The 22,352-nt window shown below is 58.2% G+C and carries 15 protein-coding genes and 4 pseudogenes; 10 read left to right on the forward strand and 9 right to left on the reverse strand.

The genetic code is table 11. The features are described 5' to 3' along the window. Positions 1 to 34: 34 nt before the first annotated feature. Positions 35 to 1,912: an MFS transporter gene (locus HCN50_RS28220; protein ID WP_235977261.1), complete on the reverse strand. Its 1,878-nt coding sequence runs from the start codon at positions 1,910 to 1,912 to the stop codon at positions 35 to 37. After that, a complete protein-coding gene (locus tag HCN50_RS28225) occupies positions 1,909 to 2,823 on the reverse strand; it encodes an alpha/beta fold hydrolase (protein WP_171713167.1) in 915 nt (304 codons plus the stop codon). The genes HCN50_RS28220 and HCN50_RS28225 overlap by 4 nt, the downstream gene beginning before the upstream one ends. A 1,299-nt stretch (positions 2,824 to 4,122) precedes the next feature. On the opposite strand from HCN50_RS28225, the gene HCN50_RS28230 reads away from it, so the two are divergent. The 3 genes from HCN50_RS28230 to HCN50_RS35005 all read left to right on the forward strand — a co-directional run bounded on the left by HCN50_RS28230 (position 4,123) and on the right by HCN50_RS35005 (position 7,660). After that, positions 4,123 to 5,862, forward strand: coding sequence for an outer membrane beta-barrel protein (locus tag HCN50_RS28230; RefSeq protein WP_171713168.1), 1,740 nt, complete (start codon positions 4,123 to 4,125; stop codon positions 5,860 to 5,862). A gap of 405 nt (positions 5,863 to 6,267) precedes the next feature. Further along, complete coding sequence (locus HCN50_RS28235; RefSeq protein ID WP_171713169.1) at positions 6,268 to 6,498, forward strand: hypothetical protein; 231 nt, start codon at positions 6,268 to 6,270, stop codon at positions 6,496 to 6,498. Between the two features lie 853 nt (positions 6,499 to 7,351). Next, entirely contained in the window at positions 7,352 to 7,660 is a 309-nt protein-coding gene (locus HCN50_RS35005) for a hypothetical protein (protein ID WP_446471644.1), read from the forward strand. A 347-nt stretch (positions 7,661 to 8,007) separates the two neighbouring features. Here the strand turns inward: HCN50_RS35005 and HCN50_RS28245 are convergent, their stop codons facing one another. After that, positions 8,008 to 8,172, reverse strand: a complete 165-nt coding sequence (locus HCN50_RS28245; protein ID WP_171580327.1) for a hypothetical protein — start codon at positions 8,170 to 8,172, stop codon at positions 8,008 to 8,010. A gap of 77 nt (positions 8,173 to 8,249) precedes the next feature. After that, positions 8,250 to 9,020 (reverse strand): annotated as a pseudogene (locus HCN50_RS28250) (ferredoxin--NADP reductase); the annotation flags it as partial. Between the two features lie 1,635 nt (positions 9,021 to 10,655). Between HCN50_RS28250 and HCN50_RS28255 the strand changes: the two are divergent. The 3 genes from HCN50_RS28255 (at position 10,656) to HCN50_RS28265 (ending at position 14,288) form a co-directional block, all read left to right on the forward strand. After that, on the forward strand, positions 10,656 to 11,174 hold the full coding sequence (locus HCN50_RS28255) for a putative pterin-binding protein (RefSeq protein ID WP_376700333.1): 519 nt from the start codon (positions 10,656 to 10,658) through the stop codon (positions 11,172 to 11,174). A gap of 36 nt (positions 11,175 to 11,210) precedes the next feature. Further along, positions 11,211 to 13,628 (forward strand): putative bifunctional diguanylate cyclase/phosphodiesterase, encoded by a 2,418-nt coding sequence (locus HCN50_RS28260; RefSeq protein WP_171713172.1) that lies wholly within the window; start codon positions 11,211 to 11,213, stop codon positions 13,626 to 13,628. Positions 13,629 to 13,991: 363 nt separating this feature from the next. Next, positions 13,992 to 14,288, forward strand: coding sequence for a hypothetical protein (locus HCN50_RS28265; RefSeq protein WP_171713173.1), 297 nt, complete (start codon positions 13,992 to 13,994; stop codon positions 14,286 to 14,288). A 125-nt stretch (positions 14,289 to 14,413) separates the two neighbouring features. Here HCN50_RS28265 and HCN50_RS28270 read toward each other — a convergent pair whose 3' ends face one another. From HCN50_RS28270 to HCN50_RS33855, 3 genes are read right to left on the reverse strand one after another with little or no spacing between them, the layout of a single operon-like run. Then, positions 14,414 to 14,962, reverse strand: coding sequence for a 6-pyruvoyl trahydropterin synthase family protein (locus tag HCN50_RS28270; RefSeq protein WP_235977262.1), 549 nt, complete (start codon positions 14,960 to 14,962; stop codon positions 14,414 to 14,416). Then, positions 14,959 to 15,741 carry a GTP cyclohydrolase I gene (folE, locus tag HCN50_RS28275; RefSeq protein ID WP_171713174.1) on the reverse strand — a complete coding sequence of 261 codons (783 nt, stop codon included), beginning with the start codon at positions 15,739 to 15,741 and terminating at the stop codon, positions 14,959 to 14,961. The genes HCN50_RS28270 and folE overlap by 4 nt, the downstream gene beginning before the upstream one ends. Beyond that, complete coding sequence (locus tag HCN50_RS33855) at positions 15,731 to 15,946, reverse strand: Flp family type IVb pilin (RefSeq protein WP_376700334.1); 216 nt, start codon at positions 15,944 to 15,946, stop codon at positions 15,731 to 15,733. Before HCN50_RS33855 ends, folE begins: the two co-directional genes overlap by 11 nt. A 651-nt stretch (positions 15,947 to 16,597) precedes the next feature. Here HCN50_RS33855 and HCN50_RS28285 point away from each other — a divergent pair. Beyond that, positions 16,598 to 17,716: a branched-chain amino acid ABC transporter substrate-binding protein gene (locus tag HCN50_RS28285; protein WP_171713176.1), complete on the forward strand. Its 1,119-nt coding sequence runs from the start codon at positions 16,598 to 16,600 to the stop codon at positions 17,714 to 17,716. Between the two features lie 378 nt (positions 17,717 to 18,094). Here HCN50_RS28285 and HCN50_RS28290 read toward each other — a convergent pair. Beyond that, positions 18,095 to 18,268, reverse strand: a pseudogene (locus tag HCN50_RS28290) (transposase); the annotation flags it as partial. Between the two features lie 155 nt (positions 18,269 to 18,423). On the opposite strand from HCN50_RS28290, the pseudogene HCN50_RS33860 reads away from it, so the two are divergent. From HCN50_RS33860 to HCN50_RS28300, 3 genes and pseudogenes are all read left to right on the forward strand, one after another. Then, positions 18,424 to 18,530: pseudogene (locus tag HCN50_RS33860) on the forward strand (SOS response-associated peptidase); the annotation flags it as partial. A gap of 14 nt (positions 18,531 to 18,544) precedes the next feature. Next, a pseudogene (locus tag HCN50_RS28295) lies at positions 18,545 to 18,772 on the forward strand (hypothetical protein); the annotation flags it as partial. Between the two features lie 133 nt (positions 18,773 to 18,905). Continuing rightward, on the forward strand, positions 18,906 to 19,292 hold the full coding sequence (locus tag HCN50_RS28300) for a VOC family protein (RefSeq protein ID WP_171713177.1): 387 nt from the start codon (positions 18,906 to 18,908) through the stop codon (positions 19,290 to 19,292). Between the two features lie 113 nt (positions 19,293 to 19,405). Here the strand turns inward: HCN50_RS28300 and HCN50_RS28305 are convergent, their stop codons facing one another. Then, complete coding sequence (locus HCN50_RS28305; protein WP_311968234.1) at positions 19,406 to 21,847, reverse strand: glycoside hydrolase family 113; 2,442 nt, start codon at positions 21,845 to 21,847, stop codon at positions 19,406 to 19,408. Positions 21,848 to 22,352: the final 505 nt, after the last annotated feature.

A 22,352-nucleotide genomic window follows, 5' to 3' on the forward strand; every position in this document is an offset into this window, starting at 1 on the left:
TTGGTGGCGCCGCTTTCCACATCTTGCAGAGCTTCTAGAGCGGCCGCTTGCTCCCGGCACGACTGCCTCGTAGAGGCACGGGGATAATAAACCAGAACCATGCTCCGAGCTGAACTGCAAGGTTGACTGCAAAGGCTGTCTGGTAACCAATTTCCGGGTAGTGGCCCTGCTGAGGTGTCCAGTACTGAATCAAGAAACCCACCAGATACTGGACCAGAAAGGCGCAACCGATGTGAAAGACGTTGAGCGCCGCGGTGGCACGTCCAGCAAGCTCTTTTGGGAAAAAATCGCCCAAAATCGCGTAGCTAAGGACGGTCGCCGCCCCGCAGGCAGCGACAATGATCCACGGAACAGATGATGGCAAAGGTACTCGCAGAATCACTGCCAATTGGGCTACGAAGAACAGAAGTGCGACCAAGCCCAGGAGCGGTCGAGGACCTATCCCGTGTCGACGAAGCTTTTGAGCCGCAACGCCTAGAACCAGGGCGCCCGCACTCGATGCGATTGCCATGACAAAGAGATTGCGAAGCAATTCCGATCGATCCAGGCCCTCGACATCGGCGAACCACTGGGCAGCCCACAGCCCCTGTAACGCCCAGGCCGTACCAATGCAGGTTGCGGAGAGCGGCGCCAAACGCCAGAAGCGAGGATCTGAATAAATCATTCGTAGTCCAATGGTAGTCCCCTTCGCGGCGAATGAGCACGTGCCCTTTGGCACAAGAAGGAAAATTGCGAGGGCGCATCCAACCGATGCAATGGCTAAGAGCTCAAACAATCCCCGCCAGCCGATCGACACGAGCAGGTATTCGGCCGGCAATGTTGCCGTCACGGCGCCAAAGGACCCTAGCATGATCATCAAGCCATTGAGCAGTGGCACCTGCTCGGCGGGAAACCAGAGAACGACGGCTTTCAATCCGGCCGTCAATGCTGCAGAAGCGCCAAAGCCGATTAACGCTCGGCCGAGAAGAAGAAGCCAAAAGTTGTCGGAGACGGCAAATAGCGCTGCCCCGGCGGCTGCGGCCATCAGCACGACACTCTGGATTTTTCGTGGACCGTATCGGTCCACTAACACCCCAATAGGAATCTGGGCGGCCGCGAAGGTCAGGAAGTAGATGGACGTCAGGAGACCGAGGTCGTCGGCACCCAGTCCAAACTCATAGGTCAATGGTGCAGCTATGGTCGCGTTTATGGTGCGAAAGAGAAAAGAAAGGTAGTAAGCAGCGACGAAAGGTAAGAAGACGCGCAAAATTAAAAGCCAATCTGTGGAGAAGGCTCGTGACCGCTGCGGCCCCGTAGCACGCCATGGCGCCAGAGACGGCCGCCATATCGCGCCAGCCATTGTTTGTTCTGCTCTTGTATCGGGTTCGCGATCGAAGGCTGCGCCTCGAGCAACAGCCGGAGATTGTGGTTTGTTGCCGGCGACAGGCGCCGCAACGCTGTTTGGTTCCTGGTGTGTGGAGCGGGCCGGCCCTTCTTGCCTCACCGGTTGTGTTGCAAGATGCGCCGGATCAGTCGAATTCACCCGCTCAATTGTTTCCTTGATGAGCGACGTTCCTAGATGAACCCGCCTTGTCACCTGTGCAGCAAATTCGTCGAAGCGCGCGAGTCCCAGGGTACAGGCGGCAGGTTGGTCGGCGGCTGCAAGCGGAGGCGTGACGGCGAGAAGAAATCGAGCCTGAAGCGCAACAGTCTCACTCACAATCCGCAACTCTTGATGAAGCTGTTCGAGGTTCTGGTTGATGGCGTTCAGCCGGCGATCAACCGAGGGGTCATCGACGTCATGATCTGGCCCGAAGAAATCAGCGAGGGCAGCCTCAATGATCTCCGATTTGGTGGCGCCGGGACGTTGCGCTGCGACTGCGAGCCGCGCGGCGACGGGCTCGGAAAGGTAGATAGCAATCCATGACTTCATGGAAGCGCTCCGTCGAAATTCAATCGAGCGGCCGTTGAATTCTCATATCCCGAGACGGGCTGTTTCCGCCGGTCGATATGGCCCCAGCTTCCTCGCTCGACGGCGCTGAAGAACGCTTCAATCTGCGCGTTGAAGGCTGCAGGTTCTTCGAGATTGATGGCATGGCCCGTATTGGGGCACACCCAAATGCCGGCGGCGGGAATTGTGGATTTGAGCATCAGGCCGGTTTCTAAACACGGCTTGTCTTCGTCACCCACGGTGAGCAGCACCGGCACCGTCATCCGTGAAAATTCATCGCGGAAGTTGTGCAAGGAGGGTCGCACGGCTTGGCACTGGAGCAAGGTATTGGCCATACCCTGCGCCGAATGCTGCTTGAGCCGGTTTACAAACTCCTGCCAGCCTTTCGGATCCTTGTGTTTCAGTTGAATTCGCGTGAAGTGGCGTGCCATTTTCTCTGCCATGGCATCCATACCTCGCGCCGCCAATGCGCGCGCGAGAACAGACGTGTTCTTCAACCACCTTTCACGATCCGAGGCTGGAGATCCCGCCCCTGCTCCGGCTGCGACGATCGCGCTGCTCCTTTCGCGGTACCGCAACCCAAACAGCAGAGCAGCATAGGCGCCCATGCTGGATCCAACCATGTGGGCGCGCTCGATCGAGAGGTCGCTCATGACGATGCCGATGTCCTCTACGGCGACCTGCCAGCCGTATATGGCGGGATCATCAGGAACGTCGCTCGGTGGATATCCACGCGCGTTGTAGGCGATGCACCTATAGCCACGCGAAAAATACCGGATCTGCGCTTCCCAGCTGTGCAGGTCGGATTCGAATTCATGAACGAAAATGATTGGATAGCCCCGCCCATATTCCTCGAAATACAGCCTTATTCCACCTGAATCGATATAAGGCATCGACACCCCTTTTCTTGGAGCGCCAGCAAGTTGCCGCGCATCGAGTGCCGTTGTGGATGAGCAGGCATAAGAATGGAGGTGTCGATTACCGGCGGATCGGATTTCGACACATCTCTTCTGACGCGCTTCGGCCAGGCCCTTCAGGTCTTTTTAGGGAGCAACCCCATAAGGTCGCCCGAGAGCACCATCTGGCTGAAGCAACGGGCGAGCCTCACGCTATCTCCTCGAGAATGAGCGCGTGTGTCTGTTGAATAACCCGCCGAATGAGGCTGCGCAGCTCCGCTAGCGGGCCGAACCGCACCCGCAGAGTCTTGATTCTAAATGTTTCTGCGCGTATGCCTATTTTACCGTCAGAATACTATGCTGGGGCCATGACACAGGTTATTCAGAATGTCGTCGCTATTGATTGGTGCTTCAGCCGAACGCTATGTCATCCGAATAAAGCTGATCGATCTGCTGGGGAAAATCGCGTTCAAGAATTAGGTGCTCAACCCGAATTAGCCTGCCGATCGGCAGATCCATCTGACGATGATCTATTTTTCGGCCCCGCCGGGCGCGCGCTTTAGGCAGTCTGTATGTTGGCGAAGGGGATTCGCCTTCACTTCATAATGTTGTTCAAGCGAGGTGGAGACTTCGTGCTTTTGCTTAGCGGATGCCGATGAACGCATCTGTTTTTTGCCGCGTCAATTCTCCGCGCTCAGTTCGAGTGAACGAAGGGCAGCGCTTGCCCGCGGGGCGCCTTACAGTTGTCCGGGCCCACTCGCTACACACATCGATTAAACACAGCACATCCGCTGCTTTTTTAACTGAATGAAGGCCGCGGGCTTCCAAGCTTCTTGCCTTCCGTCGTGCGCGACATTGCGGGCCGGCCGTACAAGAAGCGGATCATCATTTGGGGCGCATCAGCCTATCAGCAAGCACCAGATTTCGGCGCATTGAACCACTCTCCCCGAAGTCACAGGTGCTACAGCAAACAACTCACACAGTTGTCTATTGCACATTTGGGAGGAGGCGGGAGCAAGAGACGAACTCTTCACAGGAGCGTTCACCTATTCAATACGCCAGAAATGCCACGCGTGCAGCATGCCTCTCGTGTCCGACCTCAGACGAGCGGCTTGTTTCAAAATCCACCGGTCTTGTTGCGAAGACAACATCGCGATCGAAAAACCGCACGGAATGCGCATCGCGTCCGCTGGCCTAGATCCTGCACACCACAAACAGCGTGGAAGGGGCGCCAGCAGCGTCGGCCATTTGGCCTTCTTGCAAGATGGCGCGCGCTCTATGTGTTCGTGAGGTGGCATGCAATCGAAACTTCTTTTTTGGGCTGTCGCAACAGCTGCACTCGTTGCAAGCGGTGCCGTTAATTCGGCCGATCTTAGGCCGCTAGTAAGGGTCCCACCGGCACTCTGGAGCTGGACCGGAGGATATATCGGCGGGCACGTCGGCGGGGGCTACGGCCGGACATCATTCAGTGATCCCTACGGCCCCTCAATCTATGGCGACGTCGTCAGTACCCCTGTGTTCCTGGCCGGAGGCCAGCTCGGCTACAATTGGCAAACGAATGGGTGGGTTTTCGGCGTCGAACTAGACGCGAGCCATGCTGTCTCCGATGGCACAAACACCTGTCTTGCCTTCTCAGGCATTGTTGTGACCGACACCTGCACGGCAGGTCCAAACGTCTTTGTCACAGGGACCGCTCGCGTGGGTTACGCTTTTGGCCCGCAGGGCCACACGCTGGCCTACGTCAAGGCAGGCGTGGCCTGGCAAAACAATCGCGGTGATATCGCCAATAACAACGAATTTCGGCACGGGAACTTTGTCGGCTTTCCGCGGGAAACAACGCAGTTCGATTACGGTCGTTTCGGTGCGACCATCGGCGCCGGCGTTGAGCAAGCGCTCACGCCTGCTTGGACCGTCAAATTTGAATACGACTATATGGGTTTTGGCGGGCCGCGTGTGGCGACCCCTCCGACCATGCAGCTTCCGCCACTTGCAATCATCCCAGCCAACACAAGCACCTTATCCAGCAATTATCACGTCGGGAAGATCGGCCTGAATTACCATTTTGGCGTCGATCCGAGAGCGCCGGAAGGGTCCGATGCGCCGCTGTACCCGGAAAGAGCGACGGCCAAAGAGGCGCCTGTTGCATATACGGGCGATTGGTCATTCGAAGGTGGCTCACGGCTCTGGCTCAGCCGGGGAAGATTCCAATGGGACTACAACGTTGCGCCTGCGATACCTGGAGAGACCGGCATTCCTAATTCAAGGCTCAGCTATCAGTGGCTGGACGGAGTTTCCGGCGAGTTGTTCGGACGTCTAGACAGCCCCTGGGGAATATTCCTGAAGAGCAATATTGGCGTCGGACGCTTCAACAAAGGAAAGATGAACGACGAAGATTCGAGCTTCCCCATCGAGGACGGCGTGGCCTATAGCAACACGTTATCAGGTCAGGCCAACGGAAGATTCATGTACTATACGGCCGATGCCGGCTACGACTTCCTGCGCGGCGGCACCTACAAGGTAGGCGGGTTTATCGGCTGGAGCTACTACAGCCAAAAGTCCGACTCGATAGGCTGCGTTCAGACCGCCTCGCCCTACTATTCATGTCTGGCGCCGGGTGATAAAAGAATAATGGGTAGCCAAGACACCGACTGGAATGCGCCGCGAATCGGCCTTAGCGCCGAGACCATGTTGCTTGAGCGCTGGCGGGTAAGCGCTGACGTTGCTTACCTGCCCTGGACCGAGTTCAATGGTCGCGACAACCATCTCCTTCGCCACAACACAACTTTCTACGAACAGCGCGGGGATAGTGGCGGCGGCGTTCAGGTGGAAGCAATCCTATCCTACTTCATCACTAAAAATTTTACCGTTGGCGTCGGTGGCCGGTATTGGGCAATGTGGACCAAAAAGGACAGTGATGTCGTCTACAACTGCAGCGGCTGCGAAGGCCCGAAAATCCTAAGTCAGGTCCCTGCTCTTGCGAAGTACAGCATGGAACGATGGGGCACGTTCTTCCAGGCCTCTTACAAGTTTGACTGAAACACCTCGCTCTAAGCTTCGGAAGCCGAGATCAAAATGACGAGAGCACCGATCCCGTGGCTAGAGCCAGGCGAAAGACCGGGAAACGCTGCAAGCTTTTGGGCGTTCAAGCCCGAAAGCTTGCATCGATCTAACCGATCGACCTTCGATTTCCGCGCCCGCCAGAAGGCGTTTGTAACTGCGGAAGTGGAGTCTGAGGCAGTTGCGCTATTCGGAAGTTCGATCCCTCCGCCACAGCCAGCAACTCCTAACCATTAAAAAGGATTGTCCGCCGCCGGGGGATTTCCGGTACCCAACCAGCGGGATAGCGGCCGACTATCGGTTGCCGTCGCGGTTCTAGCGGTTCTCTACGCTTGCTATGAGCAATGGGCTGCATTTGCAGAAGCCCAAAATAGTAGCTGGAAGATGATGACGACGCTGGAGTGCGGCGCGCCTTTATCGGAAGAGACGCTGAAACCGGCCATCAACCAAGCTGGCCTTATTGATCTCGGCAAGGTGGGCTGCTCTACCGAGAGTTCTGGACATCGTCCAGCGAACTTCTCAGGCCCGCAACGGCGCGACAAGGTGCGAGTGGATGGAAACAGAATTCAGGCTGGGGCAAGCGGCCGAGTATTCGGCCTGCTTACGCAGATCTAGCCTTGCTAGTCGTAAACTTCTTGGGTCTGGCAATGGTTGCGCTGCGCGCCGTCTTCGGTTGGATCGTGGCAGGCTACAGGCCCTCACCAAGCCTGACCGAGTGATAGACGGTGTTTCCTCGAAGGTCCGCTGCCACGCGGTGCCCTCTCGACGTTGCCGGCCATGACGCGCAGGTTCGGAGCTGTTTTGATTTGAGCGAGAGCGTCTTAATGATGCTGGCGTACGAGCCATCTTCGGCGCGGGTGAAGGTGCCAATCTGAGCGGTGGTGATCTCCTGTTGCTGTTTCCAAGACCGCGACCGGCGCGGCCTCGATGGCGATCTCTGAGCGCCGCAACGACCGACCCGCAGCCTCTGGCCCGCAGCGTCAGCGGAGGATAGCAGGCTGAGCGATCTTGTTGCCTCGCGAGGAATGCCGCCGCTTGGCGGCAGGGCGCGAACGAGACATTGCGGGTAAGGGCCGGCGAACGCGGCGAGCGTTTTGTGGCGTGTGATCCGTCAGCAAGAGGCCGCTATGGACGTGGGCGCAAACAGCAGCGGCTTACAGGAACTCATCACCGCGATGATGCCAACACCACTTTGCAACAGTAGCTCAAGGCAGGGCGGCCCTTTCTGCGCCGCCCCCCGATTCAAAGTCAAAAAAATCGATCGGACACGCTTAAAGGCGGGCTTTGGTATTCCAATTGAGCCTCCGCCAGAGGATTGACCATCAGCGCGAAGCGCTCGGGCCGGCGCTACAATTGAGAGGCGTCGACCTCCTCATCCGGGAAGTTCTCGCGTCCAGCTCCAGCCGGTTCTTCGCCTCTTCTCCCATGTGATTAGCACGTAGTCTTCGAACGTGCTCGAGGAGCTGACATGCGTCTCGATCAGCTGCCGCAGCTCGCGCCTGATCTGGTATTTGCTGACGGTCATTTGCCTTGCCTATCATTGCTGGGTTCGAGATTCAACTTGTCGAACTGGCGCGTCGAAACGTTTGATGAAGGTGAGGAACTGCAATCAACATTGCGGTTGGAGGCAAGAACATTCAGCGCAAGGACAAGCGTAGTAGAAATCCCAGCCGCGATCAGGGCGTACTCAATTGAGCTCGCCCCAGCCTTGTCCCGCCAAAAACGTAGAAGAGGAGATGACTTCATTGCAATGCCATTTTCCCGGTTGGACTGCTAGCGGATTCCGTTCGACCGCTCCCGCCAGTCATTCGCTTGGGCTGCGTGCGGTCCATCCAAAAATGATGCCCGATGCTCGCTCATCTGACTTTGAGAAATCGTTCAAGATTGGCCCTGTTAGAAGCTGAGCAATGCCGCACAACACAGACAACGCGACAACCACAGCGTAGAGATATGCCGCAAGTTGAGACCAGAATTCACCGTCACGATTGAACATTAGCCCTCATATACAGCACCGCGCTTCCGACTAAAAATAAGAGCGTCCCCACGGAACTCGAGGGGCTGGTCGCCCGCTTCCTAAAGCCTGGAAGCCATGCTGCTGGGAAACAGCGCGCACTTCGGCATCGCTCAGAGACTCACAAGCGTTCCGATTTTCCACTCCTGGCGCTCTTTACGACGGTCGAAGATAATTTCAGAAAGCTGCACAACCTGCCGTTTGAGAAACGCAACCAGCTGTGTGAGACGAAGAATCCCTTGCTTGCAGCGCTCCAGCTCGCGCTGTTCGTCTGTCATTTCAGATGCTTCATGGCGATTCCTACTTGCCGTCGTGATTCATATAGACCCCTTGGCCTAGCAGAGCTCAAATTATTTCGTTCGGCGAACTCCTTTTCTAAGACGAATTGCGCCGGCTGGCCGTGATTGCCTTCGATAAACCCCTTCGCCACCAATAGCTCGCGGGCATCGCGCACCAGGGCGGGGCTGCCACATATCATGACGCGGTCATGCTGCGGGTCGAGTTCCGGCAGCTCGATGTCTGAAAACAGCTTGCCTGACGCGATCAGGTCGGTGATCCGGCCGCAGTTGCAGAAGCGATCGCGCGTCACGGTTGGATGATAGATCAACTGGTAGCGCGCAAAGTCGCCGACCAGCTCGTCGCTCGGCAGTTTTCCCGTGATCATCTCGCCATAGGCGAGATCCTCGATACGGCGGCAGCCATGCAGCAGCGCGACATTCTTGAATCGCAGATAGGTTGCAGGATCCTTGATAACGCTCAGGAACGGCGCAAGCCCGGTGCCGGTGCCGATCAGATAGAGATTGCGCCCGTACTCGAGATTATCGATGACCAGCGTCCCCGTAGCCTTGCGACTGACGATGATCTCGTCACCCTCCTTCAGTTGCTGCAGACGCGAGGTCAAGGGACCATCCGGCACTTTGATCGCGAAGAATTCCAGCCGGTCCTCGTAATGGGCGCTGGCGAGGCTGTAGGCCCGCAGCAGCGGCCTCTCGTCGAACGTGAGCCCGATCATGGTAAATTCGCCGCTGCGGAAGCGGAACGACGGATCCCGCGTGGTGGTGAAGCTGACGAGATTGTCGGTCCAGTGATGGACGCTCAGCACGCGTTCCTGGTTGAAATTGCTCATCTCACACTCCCGCGAAACTACCCGCGGGTCCGCGTTAGTACGAAGTGTCTGCATGGGTTTTCCAAATAATACTGCGAACACCAGCTGAGGCTCTCGATGCACTATCGTCGGACCGATAGGTTCACACCCTCAACTGCTTTGGCTTTCAAGATCGGCATGTGCCCCCGCCTGCAGCTATCAACCCGGCCGCTGACCATTCACAACCTCTCCAATCGCTTGACTCGTTTAGCCCGCCGGGCCTCTGCGTTGCTGAGATGATGAGTTTTTCCTCCAGGTTCACGCCGGGCAGGTTGGCTGGCTTTGCCAGCTCACATCCTGCCAAGTGGGTGTGCCATCGCAGAACGCAATGGCAAATTGGGCACACCTTTGCTCCGACAAACACAGTACGTAACGAACGAAGAATCTCGTTTCTCACCTGAGTGTGTCGTCTCGGCTTCAGATTCCTTAGAAACTTGTGCTCTGTTGCAATTCTTAGCTCTGGTCAAAGCTCGTTCGGCGCGAGTTTGGAGTCATTTGCGTCGGATCTGGGTCTGGACGGGCTCGGCTTGCTGAATATGCATGACAATCCACTCTCACGAGCACTTGGTCTTGGTGATCGCCATTTTTGACCAAAGGCTAACCGAGTTTCTCGCGCCCGGAATCAGCGCCGTTGATTGTCGTCGGAAATTCGGGAGCACTCAAAATGGACGTCCTCGAAAACTCGCACCCACATTAGTTGGTCCGACTTCAAGCGAGGACCTGATTGTCCGTCGATTCGAGGCCTGGCCTTCGGCTGCTATGAGGTCACCTGCCGCGACGAGATCGTGGCACAATGCGCGCTCGCTCCGATTCGGACGGGCTCTAATGCTCAGAGTTACGCATATGTCAACGCTTCTAATTTATCCAGTTGTGCGTACCTTTCCCCACGATGGACGACGCTCTCTATGGCATCCTAAAGCAGGACATGGGCGCGCGCGGTCAGCAGCTCCCGATCGTTCTGTTCGAAGGACTGCGGTCTCACATATTACCGCTTTGAAGATGACGGAGAGTTTTCCGCCGACTTGCGATTCGGCAGGCCGCCGAGAGGCTCACGTACGTTCCGATTTTTCCGGCCATCGGCGCCTTCTACGATGTTGCGTAGGACAGCTTCAGAAAGCTGCACAACTAGCTGTTTGAGATACGCAATTTCTTGCTTGCACCGCTCCAGCTCTCGATGTTCGTCTGTCATACCAATACTTCATCGCGGATTCCCATCGGCATGATTCATGTTGAACGTTTGTCCGACCAGGTGAGCGCGGATGACGAATTCGAGGCGCTCTCACGCAGACACTAATGGCAAACTGGGGGCCTTGCGCCGGCAAGTACCGTACGAAACGAACGAATGATCTCGCTCCTCCACCCTAGCGCATTGTCCCGACAGATCGGATCGCTTCGTACAAAGCCCCCCTGTCACTCGCTTGGAATTTTAGGCTCTGCGCAGCAGCCCCTGCTGGTTAGTCCGAAGCCGCAGTTATGCGGCTTTGCCGATTTCGCGTTAGCAAAATGGTTACCGTCAAGTGCAACAGCCGGGCCCTCGAGCGGCAGCGTTAGCACTTCGAACAGAGGCGCAGTGTTAGTTCATCGCTTCATTCAATCAGCCGCTCCGGGAGATTCCGCATGTCTATGCAGACGCGCCGCGTCGCAGTCATAACGTTCGTTGTTACGGCCTGCCTGGCGTTCGCCTTCACCTGCTTGCCTGAGACCGGCGTAACGCAGGAACACCCGATCCTGACCATCAGCGGCAGGATCAATGCCTCCGACGCCGAAGCCGGCCTCACCTTCCGCCGTTCCGACCTAGAAGCGATGGGAATGGTGAGCTTCGAAACCAGCACACCCTGGTACAAGCATCCCGTCAAGTTCGAAGGCGTTCCGCTCGACAAGTTGATGAAGAACGTCGGCGCCACTGGTCAGCGTGTGGTCGCCATGGCGCTGAACGACTACAGCACCGAGATTCCCGTCGAGGACTTCGCGAAATACAACGCCATCCTCGCAATCAAACGCGATGGCGAATATATGCCGATCCGCGACAAGGGGCCGCTGTTCATCGTCTATCCCTACGATACGGACCCGGAGCTGCGAAGCCAGAAGTTCTACAGTCGCTCGGCGTGGCAGGTGAACCGCCTGATCGTGAAGTAACGGGCAAACCAGCGTTGTCGCTCGACGATGGCCGCCATGTTGAACCTTCGCCCAATCAAAATTTTGCTCGCGCTGGTCACCGGCGTGTTCGTTGCCGCCACCGCTTACATCTCCGCATTGGTGATGGAGCGCCAAAGCGCGCTCGAGCGGGTCTCGCGCTACAATGTCGCCTGGTTGGTTGGTCAGGCGACATCAGAGTACACGCGTCTCGAGCAACGGGTAAGCGCGTTCGGTCTCCCGGACAGCAAGATCAGCGCGGACGAAGTGCGCCTGCGCTTTGACATCATTGTCAACCGACTTTCGCTTCTGCGTACCGGTGAGGTCGAGGAGTTCGTGAAAGCAGATGCGGAATACGCCGCGACCATTGACGCGCTCGCGCGAGCGATTGACGCCGTCCAACCGTACCTCGAGGATCTGAAGCCGGCGCATGTTCCGAGATTGCTGCAGATCCTGCTGCCGGTGGATGCCCGTCTCGCCCAGCTCGCCGCCGCCGCCAATCGCGTCGGCGGCGACCGCGTTGCGGACGATCAGCGCCAGCTGATCCGCCTACATTGGACCTTCTCGGTAATGGCGGCGGGGCTAATCGTATGCGGCATCGCACTGATCGTCTTGCTTGCCTGGCACAATCGCCTGCTGCAGAGAGCCCATAACGAGATGAAGGTGCTCACCAATGACCTGCGGGTCACATCCGAAAACCTGGCGGAAGCTCATCAGGAGGTGCAGTTCGCCAACGCCGAGCTGGAGCGGCAGAACGAGACGCTTGTCCGGCGCGATCGTGACCTGCGCACGCAAAACGAAAGGTTCGAGGCCGCTCTCGGCAATATGTCGCAGGCGCTTTGCCTGGTGGACGCACAGCAGCGACTTGTCATCTGCAACCAGCGCTATCAGGCGATGTTCGGTTTCGACAAGAACCTGCTGAAGGCCGGCACGCCGATGCGTCACCTTGCGGAATTCCTTTCCGCGAGCAGCGACGAGGGCGCCAGCCTGTACCAGGTTTATGCCAATCAACAGATCCTGGTCCGTGAGAACCGGGCCCGGACCTACTTCGAGCAATTGAACGACGGGCGCACCGTGGGCGTATCACATCAGCCGCTCAGCGAGGGAGGTTGGGTGGCAACATATGAGGATCTGACGGAACGGAGGCGTGCCGAGGCGCGGATCGCGCACATGGCGCACCATGATGCGTTGACCGATCTACCAAACCGCACGTTGTTTCATGAGCGCATGATCGCAGCGCTCGAGCGTGCAGAAGATGACGGAGGATTTGCAGTCATGCTGCTTGACCTCGACCGCTTCAAGACCGTGAACGATACGCTCGGCCATCCGGTCGGGGATGCGCTGCTGAAATCTGTGGCAGAACGCCTGAGCGCGACCGTGCGGCCCGGCGATCTGGTTGCAAGGCTCGGCGGAGACGAATTCGCCGTGCTGGCGATGGATGCATCCAATCACGACGTCTCCCAGTTTGCCGACCGAATACTTCGAGCCATCGCCGAACCATTCGAGACCGGTGGACACCACATCAATATCGGAACGAGCATCGGCGTCGCGCTCGCGCTCGCGGACGGCCATGCTCCTGATGAGCTGCTCAAGAACGCAGACCTCGCCCTGTATCAGGCAAAAGCGGCGGGCCGGGCGACCTTCTGCTTTTTCAAAGCGGAAATGAATCTGGAAGTGCAGGCGCGGCGGCAGATCGAATTGGACTTGCGAGTTGCGCTGGCGGAAGGTGAATTTCACCTCCTGTACCAGCCGCAGGTTAATCTGACCTCGGGCCGGATAACCGGGTGCGAGGCGCTGCTTCGGTGGAATCACCCGGTGCGGGGGCCTGTGCCGCCATCCGAATTCATCCCCATCGCCGAAGAGGCGGGACTCATTCCTGCGATCGGTGATTGGGCGCTGCGTCGGGCCTGCCATGAAGCAGCAGGCTGGCGATCCGATGTCAAGATCGCGGTCAACATGTCGCCGGCGCAGTTCAAGAATCCCAACCTTCCGCACAACGTGGTGCTGGCGCTGGCGGCTTCAGGCCTCCCAGCCGAACGGCTAGAGCTCGAGATCACCGAATCGCTACTGCTGCAGGACAACGACACCACCATGGCTACGTTGCATCGGATGCGCGAACTCGGGGTCGGGATCGCGCTCGATGACTTCGGAACAGGATACTCCTCGCTCAGCTATCTTCGGCGCTTTCCGTTCGACAAGATCAAGATCGACCAAACGTTCGTCCGCGAGATGACCACCGATGCCGATTGCATGTCGATCATCCAGTCGGTCATCGATCTTGCGCACACGCTCCGCATGAAGACAACTGGCGAGGGAGTGGAAACAATGCAACAGAAGGACAGCCTGCAGGTCGCCGGCTGCACCGATGCGCAGGGTTTTTACTTCTTCCGGCCCATGTCGGGCAAACAGATCGCCGATTTACTGGCGGCCGGTGCGAACCGGGAGACGGCGGCCTAGGCGTAAGTTATCAGGGCGGCGCTTTGCCCCGCCGCGTTGCACGGTCACTTCGAGCCTCGCCCGCTCGAGGTTATTGTTGAAGGCATGCACTTCACAAACGCCCCCGTACCTGACGTGTAAACGGAGAAAAGCCGGGTGTTGCCCCGGCCTGTCGCGCGGGCACTGATGTGCTGACGCTTGATACGGCCGTTCGCGAATCTCTGAAGGGCGTCGCTCGAATTATTCGACGCCTCGAAGCTGTGTTTCGGGACGGCCATTCCCGAGGCAAGCCTAGCCTTATGCGCGTCGGCAGGAGTATCAATTTCTATTTAGAAGATTCGCCACTGCAGAGTTTTGCAGCGACCCCGGTCTGTGGGCCCGACATTGAAACAATACGAAGCTTCGGTAGAGACCGTCATCGAACTCGACAATTCAGCCGCTCTGTTTGCGCCCGGCGAGCGTGTTACGTTTTGGCCTGCAAAGCTTTCTGATGTTCCAGCGATCGCCGTTCCAAAGGGGGCAGTAGTCGCCTGTGATGGACGGGCGGCTGGAGTTCGGCTGGCCAAAGGGCAGATCGACATTCGGATTGCGGGAGGCCAGTTCGGCATGGTCAAAGAGATGATATCGAAGTCGTCGCAGTCAAGATTGCCTTTAGCGGCGGCGTTAGTCGCTCGTTTTTAGCGCTGTCTTCGTCCGCCCGCGACGGTAGCCGTGCGCCCTCTCGGGACTTCAGTCGGCGCGAAGCGCCGTCCACGCAGTCACGCGAGGATGTCGTGACTGTCCTGAACGTTGCATCGGTGTGGACATCAGGCTCCGGCCGGATTGCAGTAGATCGCGGAGTTGCCGCTGTGTTCGCGGACTTCCACGCTTTCAAGCCATACCCTGGCCGCGGTTTTCTTCGCAACATAATCCGATACGTGATCGAAGGCGTGCCTTGCAACCGCTTCGCACCCCACTGCCGGCAACACGCGAAGCTCTGCCAGCCCCGTCCGCTGCAATGATTCAAAGACGGGCAGGTGCGGATCGTCCGCCGCGACCAGCGTCGTGTGATCGAACATGTGATGCAGCCACGCCTTGACCTCCTTCAGGTCTCCGAAATCGAAGCACCAGTTGCATTCATCGAGCTCGCGTGTGCCGAAGACAAAGGCGAAGGACAGAGCGTAACCATGCAGCAGGTTGCAATGCGAGTGCGTCGCGCGCCACTGCCGAAAGCAGCATGACAAGCCTTCGCTGTGACCGTACGTCTTGGTCGAACGGTAGATCGGACCGGCCGCAGCGGGCGCAATCGGCGGCGAGGAAGGTTGAGACAGCAGGCTGGTTGCCATGCGAGATTTATTTTCTTGACGAACGTTCATGTGCCGATGCGCCGTTCCAGCGCCAGAGCCTCGTGCAGGAATTCGTTCTTAAGATCCTGGTTGTGCAGCATCTCACCGAAGAAGGCGCTGTTGATCATCCGGCTCTGCTCGCTCGCGCGGACCCCGCGGTGGGTCCTGCACATGTGAACTGCGCTAATCCGAATGGCGAGTCCCTTCGGCGCAGTCGCGTCGACGATGTAGTTGCCGATCTGGGAGACGAGCTCCTCTTGGATCTGCAGTCGCGCGCAGAAGTACTCGACGATGCGGTCGTATTTCGACAGGCCGATGATCTTGCCCTCGGGCGATGGAAGCACGCCGATGTAGGCTTGTCCGTGGATCGGCATGAGGTGATGCGCACAAGTCGAGCGCACGTCGATCGGTCCGGTGACAATCAGACGATCACAGCGTTCGACGTTTTCGAATTCGGTGATTTTCGGCGCGGCGTCGTAACGGCCGCGCAGCACTTCCTCAACGAACATCTTGGCGACCCGCCGCGGCGTATCGCGGGTGTTATGATCGTTGACATGATCGATGCGCAGAACGTCGAATAGCTCCTCTAATTTCTGCGACGCTTCCGCGATCATCGCGGCTTTCGCCGCTCGATCGGCAAATCCCTCAATGGCTTCGTTGCAAAGTGCGGCGCCACGCGGCGGCAGCCGCAATTTCTTGGCACTGTTATTCATGCCATCCCCTGCTGCGTTCCGTCCCATCCCCGGCTGGCGAGGAATGTCGCTCGCGTAATCTGGCCGACCCCCCTTACGGTTCAGTTTACGACGCATAGGTTGATTCGGCGCGAGCGAGCCGGCGGGCGCCACCGGTCAGAGAGCTGTTGATCGAAGCGAACGTCGCGCTGAGTTTAGTTCCGAGCCTATTCACCGCTGCCATGATAGCAAGTGAGATACCCGTCGCTATCAGCCCATGTTTTACGGCGATAGCTCGAGACTCATCGCGTAAAAAGCGAACTGACGCTTTCACGGTGTGCACCCTTCCAACAGTTGAGACTCAGGACTTTACCGGCAATTTGTTAAAGCTAGCCGAATCTCATTCGAGATTTCGTTGTTATCGGCTTGGAAACTTTGTACGGAGCGGACCGATGCTCGCCGGAGCAAGCAGATAAAACAGCTGGTACGCTTCGGACAAGAGTGAAGTATCACAATTAAAGGCGCGTTCTGTACGTTACGGACAGACCTATTGCTTTCATACCCACCTGATTCGGCTAATGTTCATGTTGGCAACTTCATGCGTTGACATTGCGCGGCGGTATGAGATCGATAGTGCTCTACAAGGGTGAACGGGGCGAACGCATTGTAAGTTACGATCGCTTGCTCGGACGAACTTCCCTTTGCGTATGCCGCCCCGATTCCTTGTCCTGCTGGCTCGACGCCGGCAGATACTTGCCATCCTGCTTTCGGGCGCAGACACCTCCCCGACTAGAAGCTTGTGCTTTCGGCAGAGGCGGGTTGTTTTCTCTCATCGAGCCAAGGCGGGACTGCTCCTCTCTTCTGCGACGCAATCGACGGTGTTTCATGCGCGATCATGACCTTGTCTCCAACGGCTTCGTGGCACTGACGCAACGGGGCTCGTGCTGCTCTGCTCGAGCCTGCTCGCCTTCCTTCACTTTGTGAGGACCACTCCATGAAATCACTCAGGCTCTTCGGCTTGGCATTGGGCGCATCGTTGGCGCTGTCGACAACCGCGCTGGCGCAGGACATCTCCATCGCAGTTGCGGGCCCGATGACGGGCGGCGAATCCGCATTCGGCCGGCAGATGAAGAACGGCGCCGAACAGGCGGTGGCCGACATCAACGCCGCCGGCGGCGTGCTCGGCAAGAAGCTGGCGCTGCAGGTCGGCGACGACGCCTGCGATCCCAAGCAGGCGCGCTCGGTCGCAGAAAAGTTCGCCAGCGCCAAGATCCCGTTCGTCGCCGGCCACTTCTGCTCATCCTCGTCAATCCCGGCCTCGGAAGCCTATGCCGACGGCAACGTGCTGCAGATTACACCGGCCTCGACCAACCCGCTGTTCACCGAGCGTAAGCTGTGGAATGTGGCGCGCGTCTGCGGCCGTGACGACCAGCAGGGCCTGGTCGCCGCCGACTACATCGTCAAGAACTTCAAGGGCAAGAACATCGCCATCCTCAACGACAAGACCACCTACGGCAAGGGCCTTGCCGACGAGACCAAGAAGGCACTCAACAAGGCCGGCGTCACCGAGAAGATGTTCGAGTCCTACAACAAGGGCGACAAGGACTTTAACTCGATCGTGTCGCGCCTGAAGCGTGACAACATCGATCTGGTCTTCGTCGGCGGCTACCATCAGGAAGCCGGCCTGATCCTGCGCCAGATGCGCGACCAGGGCCTCAAGACCGTGCTGATGGCGGGTGACGCGTTGGCCGACAAGGAATATGCCTCGATCACCGGTGCCGCCGGCGCAGGCACGCTCTTCACCTTCGGACCCGACCCACGCAAGAAGCCGACGGCGGCTGCAATCGTCGAAAAGTTCAAGGCCAAGAACATCGACCCCGAGGGCTACACCCTTTACACCTATGCCGCGATGCAGGTCTGGTCGCAGGCGGTGGCAAAGGCGAAGACCACCGATCCGAAGAAGGTGATGGAGACGATCAAGGCCGGTGAATGGGATACCGTGCTCGGCAAGCTGGAATATGACGCCAAGGGCGACATCAAGCAGATCGACTATGTCGTTTATAAATGGGACGACAAGGGCGGCTATGCCGAGGTGAACGAAAAGGGTTCCTGACGCATCTCAATCCGATATAAGAAACCCCTGACGATCGCCCGAGCGTTTTCTTTTCAGAGCCCGCCATGTCGCGCAGCGAGCAAGCTGCCGTACGATTGAGGCACGCGCATTGCAGCTTGCGAAAAAAATGCAAGAACGGTGACCTTGCCCCCATATGTGGAACGGCCCGCGTGACAAGAGCTTTTTCAGTCGATTCACACATTGGAACTGTGCGGTCATATGTCCGGCCTTTTGAGCGCGGCACATGGCCGCTGCCTCGATGAGATCCGCGGAATAGGGAGCTAGATCACGTTTACGCGCTTGAGCGCATTGGGGGCAGTAGCTTCACTCGTTCGGGATTTCGTCCCATGGGTTCATCGCCTGTTGTTGCACCTTGTCCTCTGCCGGCCTGCGCCGATCCGACACCTCCATCCCACCGAACTTGGTCTTCCATTGTAAATGGCTGGCGTCGCTGACGTCATGCTTGCGGCACAGATCGGCAACCGAAACGCCGGCCTCATGCTCCTTCAAAATCCCGATGATCTGCTCTTCCGAAAAGCGGTTGCGCTTCATGTTCTGGTCCTTGTTGTGGACCAGAACGAACTTCAAGCTGGGTTAAGCCCGTGGGGCAAGGTCATGAACGATCTCGTTTGAGGATCCGATACCGCTTCCGAATGGCCGGTGGCTCCTCGCCCTTGAGAGAGTCGATCATCGCGCTCTTCCGCGTCATGAACCGCTACGTCGGCAACCTACCTCCGATGCCCCGTTTCCGGACTACCCCGCACCGGTGATCCGCAACGCCAGCGACGGTCGCGAGATGACGCTGATGCGCTGGGCATGCCGCCTCCGCCGCTCAAGGGCGTGATCGACCTCGCCGCGGAAAAAGCCCGGCTCGACAAGAAGATCGTCAAGGCCGACGCCGACATCAAGCGCGTCGACGCCAAGCTCGGCAACGAGAAATTCGTGGCGCACGCGCCCGAAGAGATCGTCGAAGAGGAAAGGGAAAAGCGCGAGGCGGCAGTGGCGCGCAAGGCGAAGCTGCAGGAAGCGCTGGAGCGATTGAAGATGGCGTCCTGACGCAAGGCTCACCGTCATTGCAAGGAGCGAAGCGACGAAGCAATCCATAATCCCTTATGCCGAGGTATGGATTGCTTCGCTTCGCTCGCAATGACGCCGGAGGTAATCTCCATCCTCATCGAGGGCCTGATCGATGCTGGACCACGTCTCCATTACGGTTTCCGACTTCGCCGCCGCCGAACGCTTCTACGACGCGATCATGCAGGCGCTCGACGTCGTCAAGGTCGGCCGCAGCGATCGCTGGGTCGGCTATGGCGAGCGGGCCGACGCCGAGTACCCGGACCGCGTCTACCTCGCGATCTACAGGGGCGCAAAGCCGGACGAAGCCTCAAGCCGCCACTGGTGCTTCAAGGCAAAATCGCGCAGCGAGGTCGATAACTTCTGGCGCGACGGTATCGCCGCCGGCGGCACCGATGACGGCCCACCGGGCCTGCGCCACTACCACGCCGCCTATTACGGAGCCTTCCTGCGCGATCCCGACGGCAACAAGGTCGAAGCGGTGTGCCATCGGGCAGTCTAAAGCATGATGATTTTTGGTTAGATCGATTGGCCGCAGACACGCTTCCACCTCTCCCGCTTGCGGGGGAGGTCGGCGCGAAGCGCCAGGTGGGGGCTCTCTAACCCCGGTCGGCCTCACACGAACAGAAAATCGCCGGCGTGGAGCTGGCTTATTGTCTTGTTCTGAATCTCGATCGTCGTGTTGGCGTCGACGGTGATCACGACACTGGTGCCAACCTGGGCCATGTGCGATTGAAGCGCGCTGAAGTCGGCAAATAGCGTCTTGTCGAGCTGAATGATGTCCTGGACACCATCGGCATTCTGGAAGTCGGCAATGGTGTCCTTGCCGAGGCCAGGGGCGAACACGAACGTGTCGTTGCCGGTGCCGCCGGCCAGATAGTCGTTTCCGCTGCCGCCGGTCAGGCGATCGTTGCCGCTGCCGCCATACAGGAACTCACTGCCGGTGCCGCCTTGCAGGCTGTCGTTGCCGTCGTCTCCGAACATTTGGGTTGGCGCGGTGCCGCCCTTCAGCTGGTCGTCGCCGGCATTGCCGTGCATCGTGTCCAGTCCGCCGCCGCCGGAGAGATAGTCGTTACCGTCACCGCCATTCATGACGTTCGCAACGCCGCTGCCATAGAGCTGATCCTTGCCGCCTCCGCCATCGAGCAGGGCGCCAGTGTCGCCAGTGCTGGCCTTGAGGATATCGCTGCCGTCGTCGCCGTAGAGCTGGTCCGTCGCTGTTGTGATGCCGGCGCCACTGTTGATCGAATCGTCGTCGGCGCCGCCGTGGATCACATCCGCGCCGGGACCGCCGTTGATGGTATCGTTGCCCGCGCCACCCTGGATCATGTCCGTCCCGGCGCCGCCGTTAATCAGATCCTTGCCCGCGCCGCCGTCGAGGCTGTCATCATCGGTTGACGAGCCGAAGAACAGGTCCTGGTGAGCGGTCATGTCATAGTGGATGGACTTGTTCTGGTAGAGATTCCAGGTTCCCGGCGAACTCGGATTGACGGCGTCGGAAACGGAAAGATGCTCGCCGTTGACGGTGATGTCCTTGACATAAAGGTTGCGGTCGCCATTGGCGTTGACGATATCGTTGATGAAAGCGAGATCGAGACTGGAGACGGTCGCCGGGTTGGCGAAGGTGAATGTAAAGGTCTGGAAGCCCGATGCGTCGGTCGCGCCGTGGAACTCGACGGTGTCGCCGACCTGCTGCCCGTTGAGCAGGAGCTGCATTTTGGCGCCGACGCCATCGACGACGGAGCTGTAGCCCGTCACTGTGACGGTAGTCTCCGTGAGTTTCGGAATGGTGTCGGGCCCGCCGGTAATGGAGTCGTCGCCGCCGTCTGCCTTGATCGTGTCGTTGCCAATCCCGCCTGACAGCACGTCATTGCCGCCGCCGACATCCATCAGATCGGCAGACGGAGAACCCGTCAGCGTCTGGGCGGGCGGCTGGTGCTGACCTCCGTACCATTCGGTAATCAATTGCTGGGCAGGTTTGCCCTCGGGCGAATAGCCGAGCGGCGAATATTTGTTGTTCGTATCCCAATTCCAGATCGACGCGCCCCTGAACCAGCTTCCGCCTTCCGATCCCCACACCTGAAAGAAAGCATTGAAGGCGTCATATTGCTCCTGGACGTCTTCCGTCGTGCTGTCGGCCCAGCCGCCCGGGCTGATATTGGTTCCGTCGACACTGCGATAACCGGTTTCGGTGAAGAGCACCTGCTTGTCGTACTGCAAGGCAAGGGAATGGAAGAAATCGACCGGCGACATGTGGTTCATCACCTTCGCCCAGTAGTCGTCCGTGGACATGCTGTTCCACGCATTGACCATCTCTTCGACAGTCGGGTCCGTTTTCGTCGTCAGCGGCGGATAAGCATTGATTCCGATGACGTCAACCTTGTCCCAAAAGCTGACATTGATGGCTTCGTCGGTTGCGGCCGCATAGGTGATCTCGCCGTGGAACACAGCGCGTACGGAATCAAGGAGGTCGACCCAGTAGCTTCGATATTGCGGGCCGGAGAGCTTGCCCAGCTCATTTCCGATCACAAGCATGCTGACGTCTGCTTGTTCGGCGAGCTCCGCCATGTGAACCATTTGCGTTTTATAGGAAAGGAAAAAGGAGGCGGGATCGCTCGGATTAAGAACGTACGCAAGACCGCCATCTAGGGCGGAGACCATGGGCTTCAGCGTGACCGAAAGACCGAGCGCCTGGGCATTTGCCATGGCCTGAAGAATATTGGCGTCGCTCTCGGTCTTATTGGGATCCGCGAAGACATCATTCGATGTCCTGGTCTGCATAAAGAGCCGCGGCGCGAGCTCGATTGAGTTCGCATTGGTGCCGGCGATCGCCTGCATGGCGGCGAGCGCGGAACTGGTGACGAATGCACCATTGTAGTTGGAGAGGAACCCAAACCCTTGAACAGGAAATACGCCCGCCATCGTACAGCTCCTCTCTCTTTCCTCGTAGTTTCTCTTGCTGCCTGGTGGCTCGTTTGCTTGCGCAGAGGCACCGGTCTGCGTGTTCAGCGTATTCAACGCAGCAGAGCATTCCACTCGCGCGCAGCGATGCAGCACGTCGCAGATACGCGTTCAACGTGGGCGTGTTGTGACAGAATTAAGTTGATCTTGCGATTGCTGCTGTACGTCGTTGCAATGTGAAGTCGATTTCAACTAACACTCGAAACGGGCTTACTCAAAAATTCGACCCCTTCAAGCCACACCAATGTTTATGCCCCGGGCTCAGTGGTTAGCGCGTCCGACGGGGTTATCCAATATTGAGCTAAACGGGAGTTGACCCGGTTCGTTCGATCGATAACGACCGGCAAATCAATTTAGACTGATTTCGAAATCCTGAACTCGCGGGCTAGGAGCACGCGCGATTACCCGAACGCAATCTGGTTGTTTAGATTCCGACTAACGGGACATCAATTTGCGACCGATGTAACACAAACTGCCATGTCGTACCGATGCTTTCGAGGGATAGCTGCGATCAGTTGGTCATTTTTGCGCGAAAGATGCGAAACATGAGCGAGACGAGGAATTCCTCTCGTGCCCTCTCCAGCGGCATAGGTTGTCGATA

Origin of the sequence: Bradyrhizobium archetypum (assembly GCF_013114835.1) — a bacterium.
Classification (GTDB): domain Bacteria; phylum Pseudomonadota; class Alphaproteobacteria; order Rhizobiales; family Xanthobacteraceae; genus Bradyrhizobium; species Bradyrhizobium archetypum.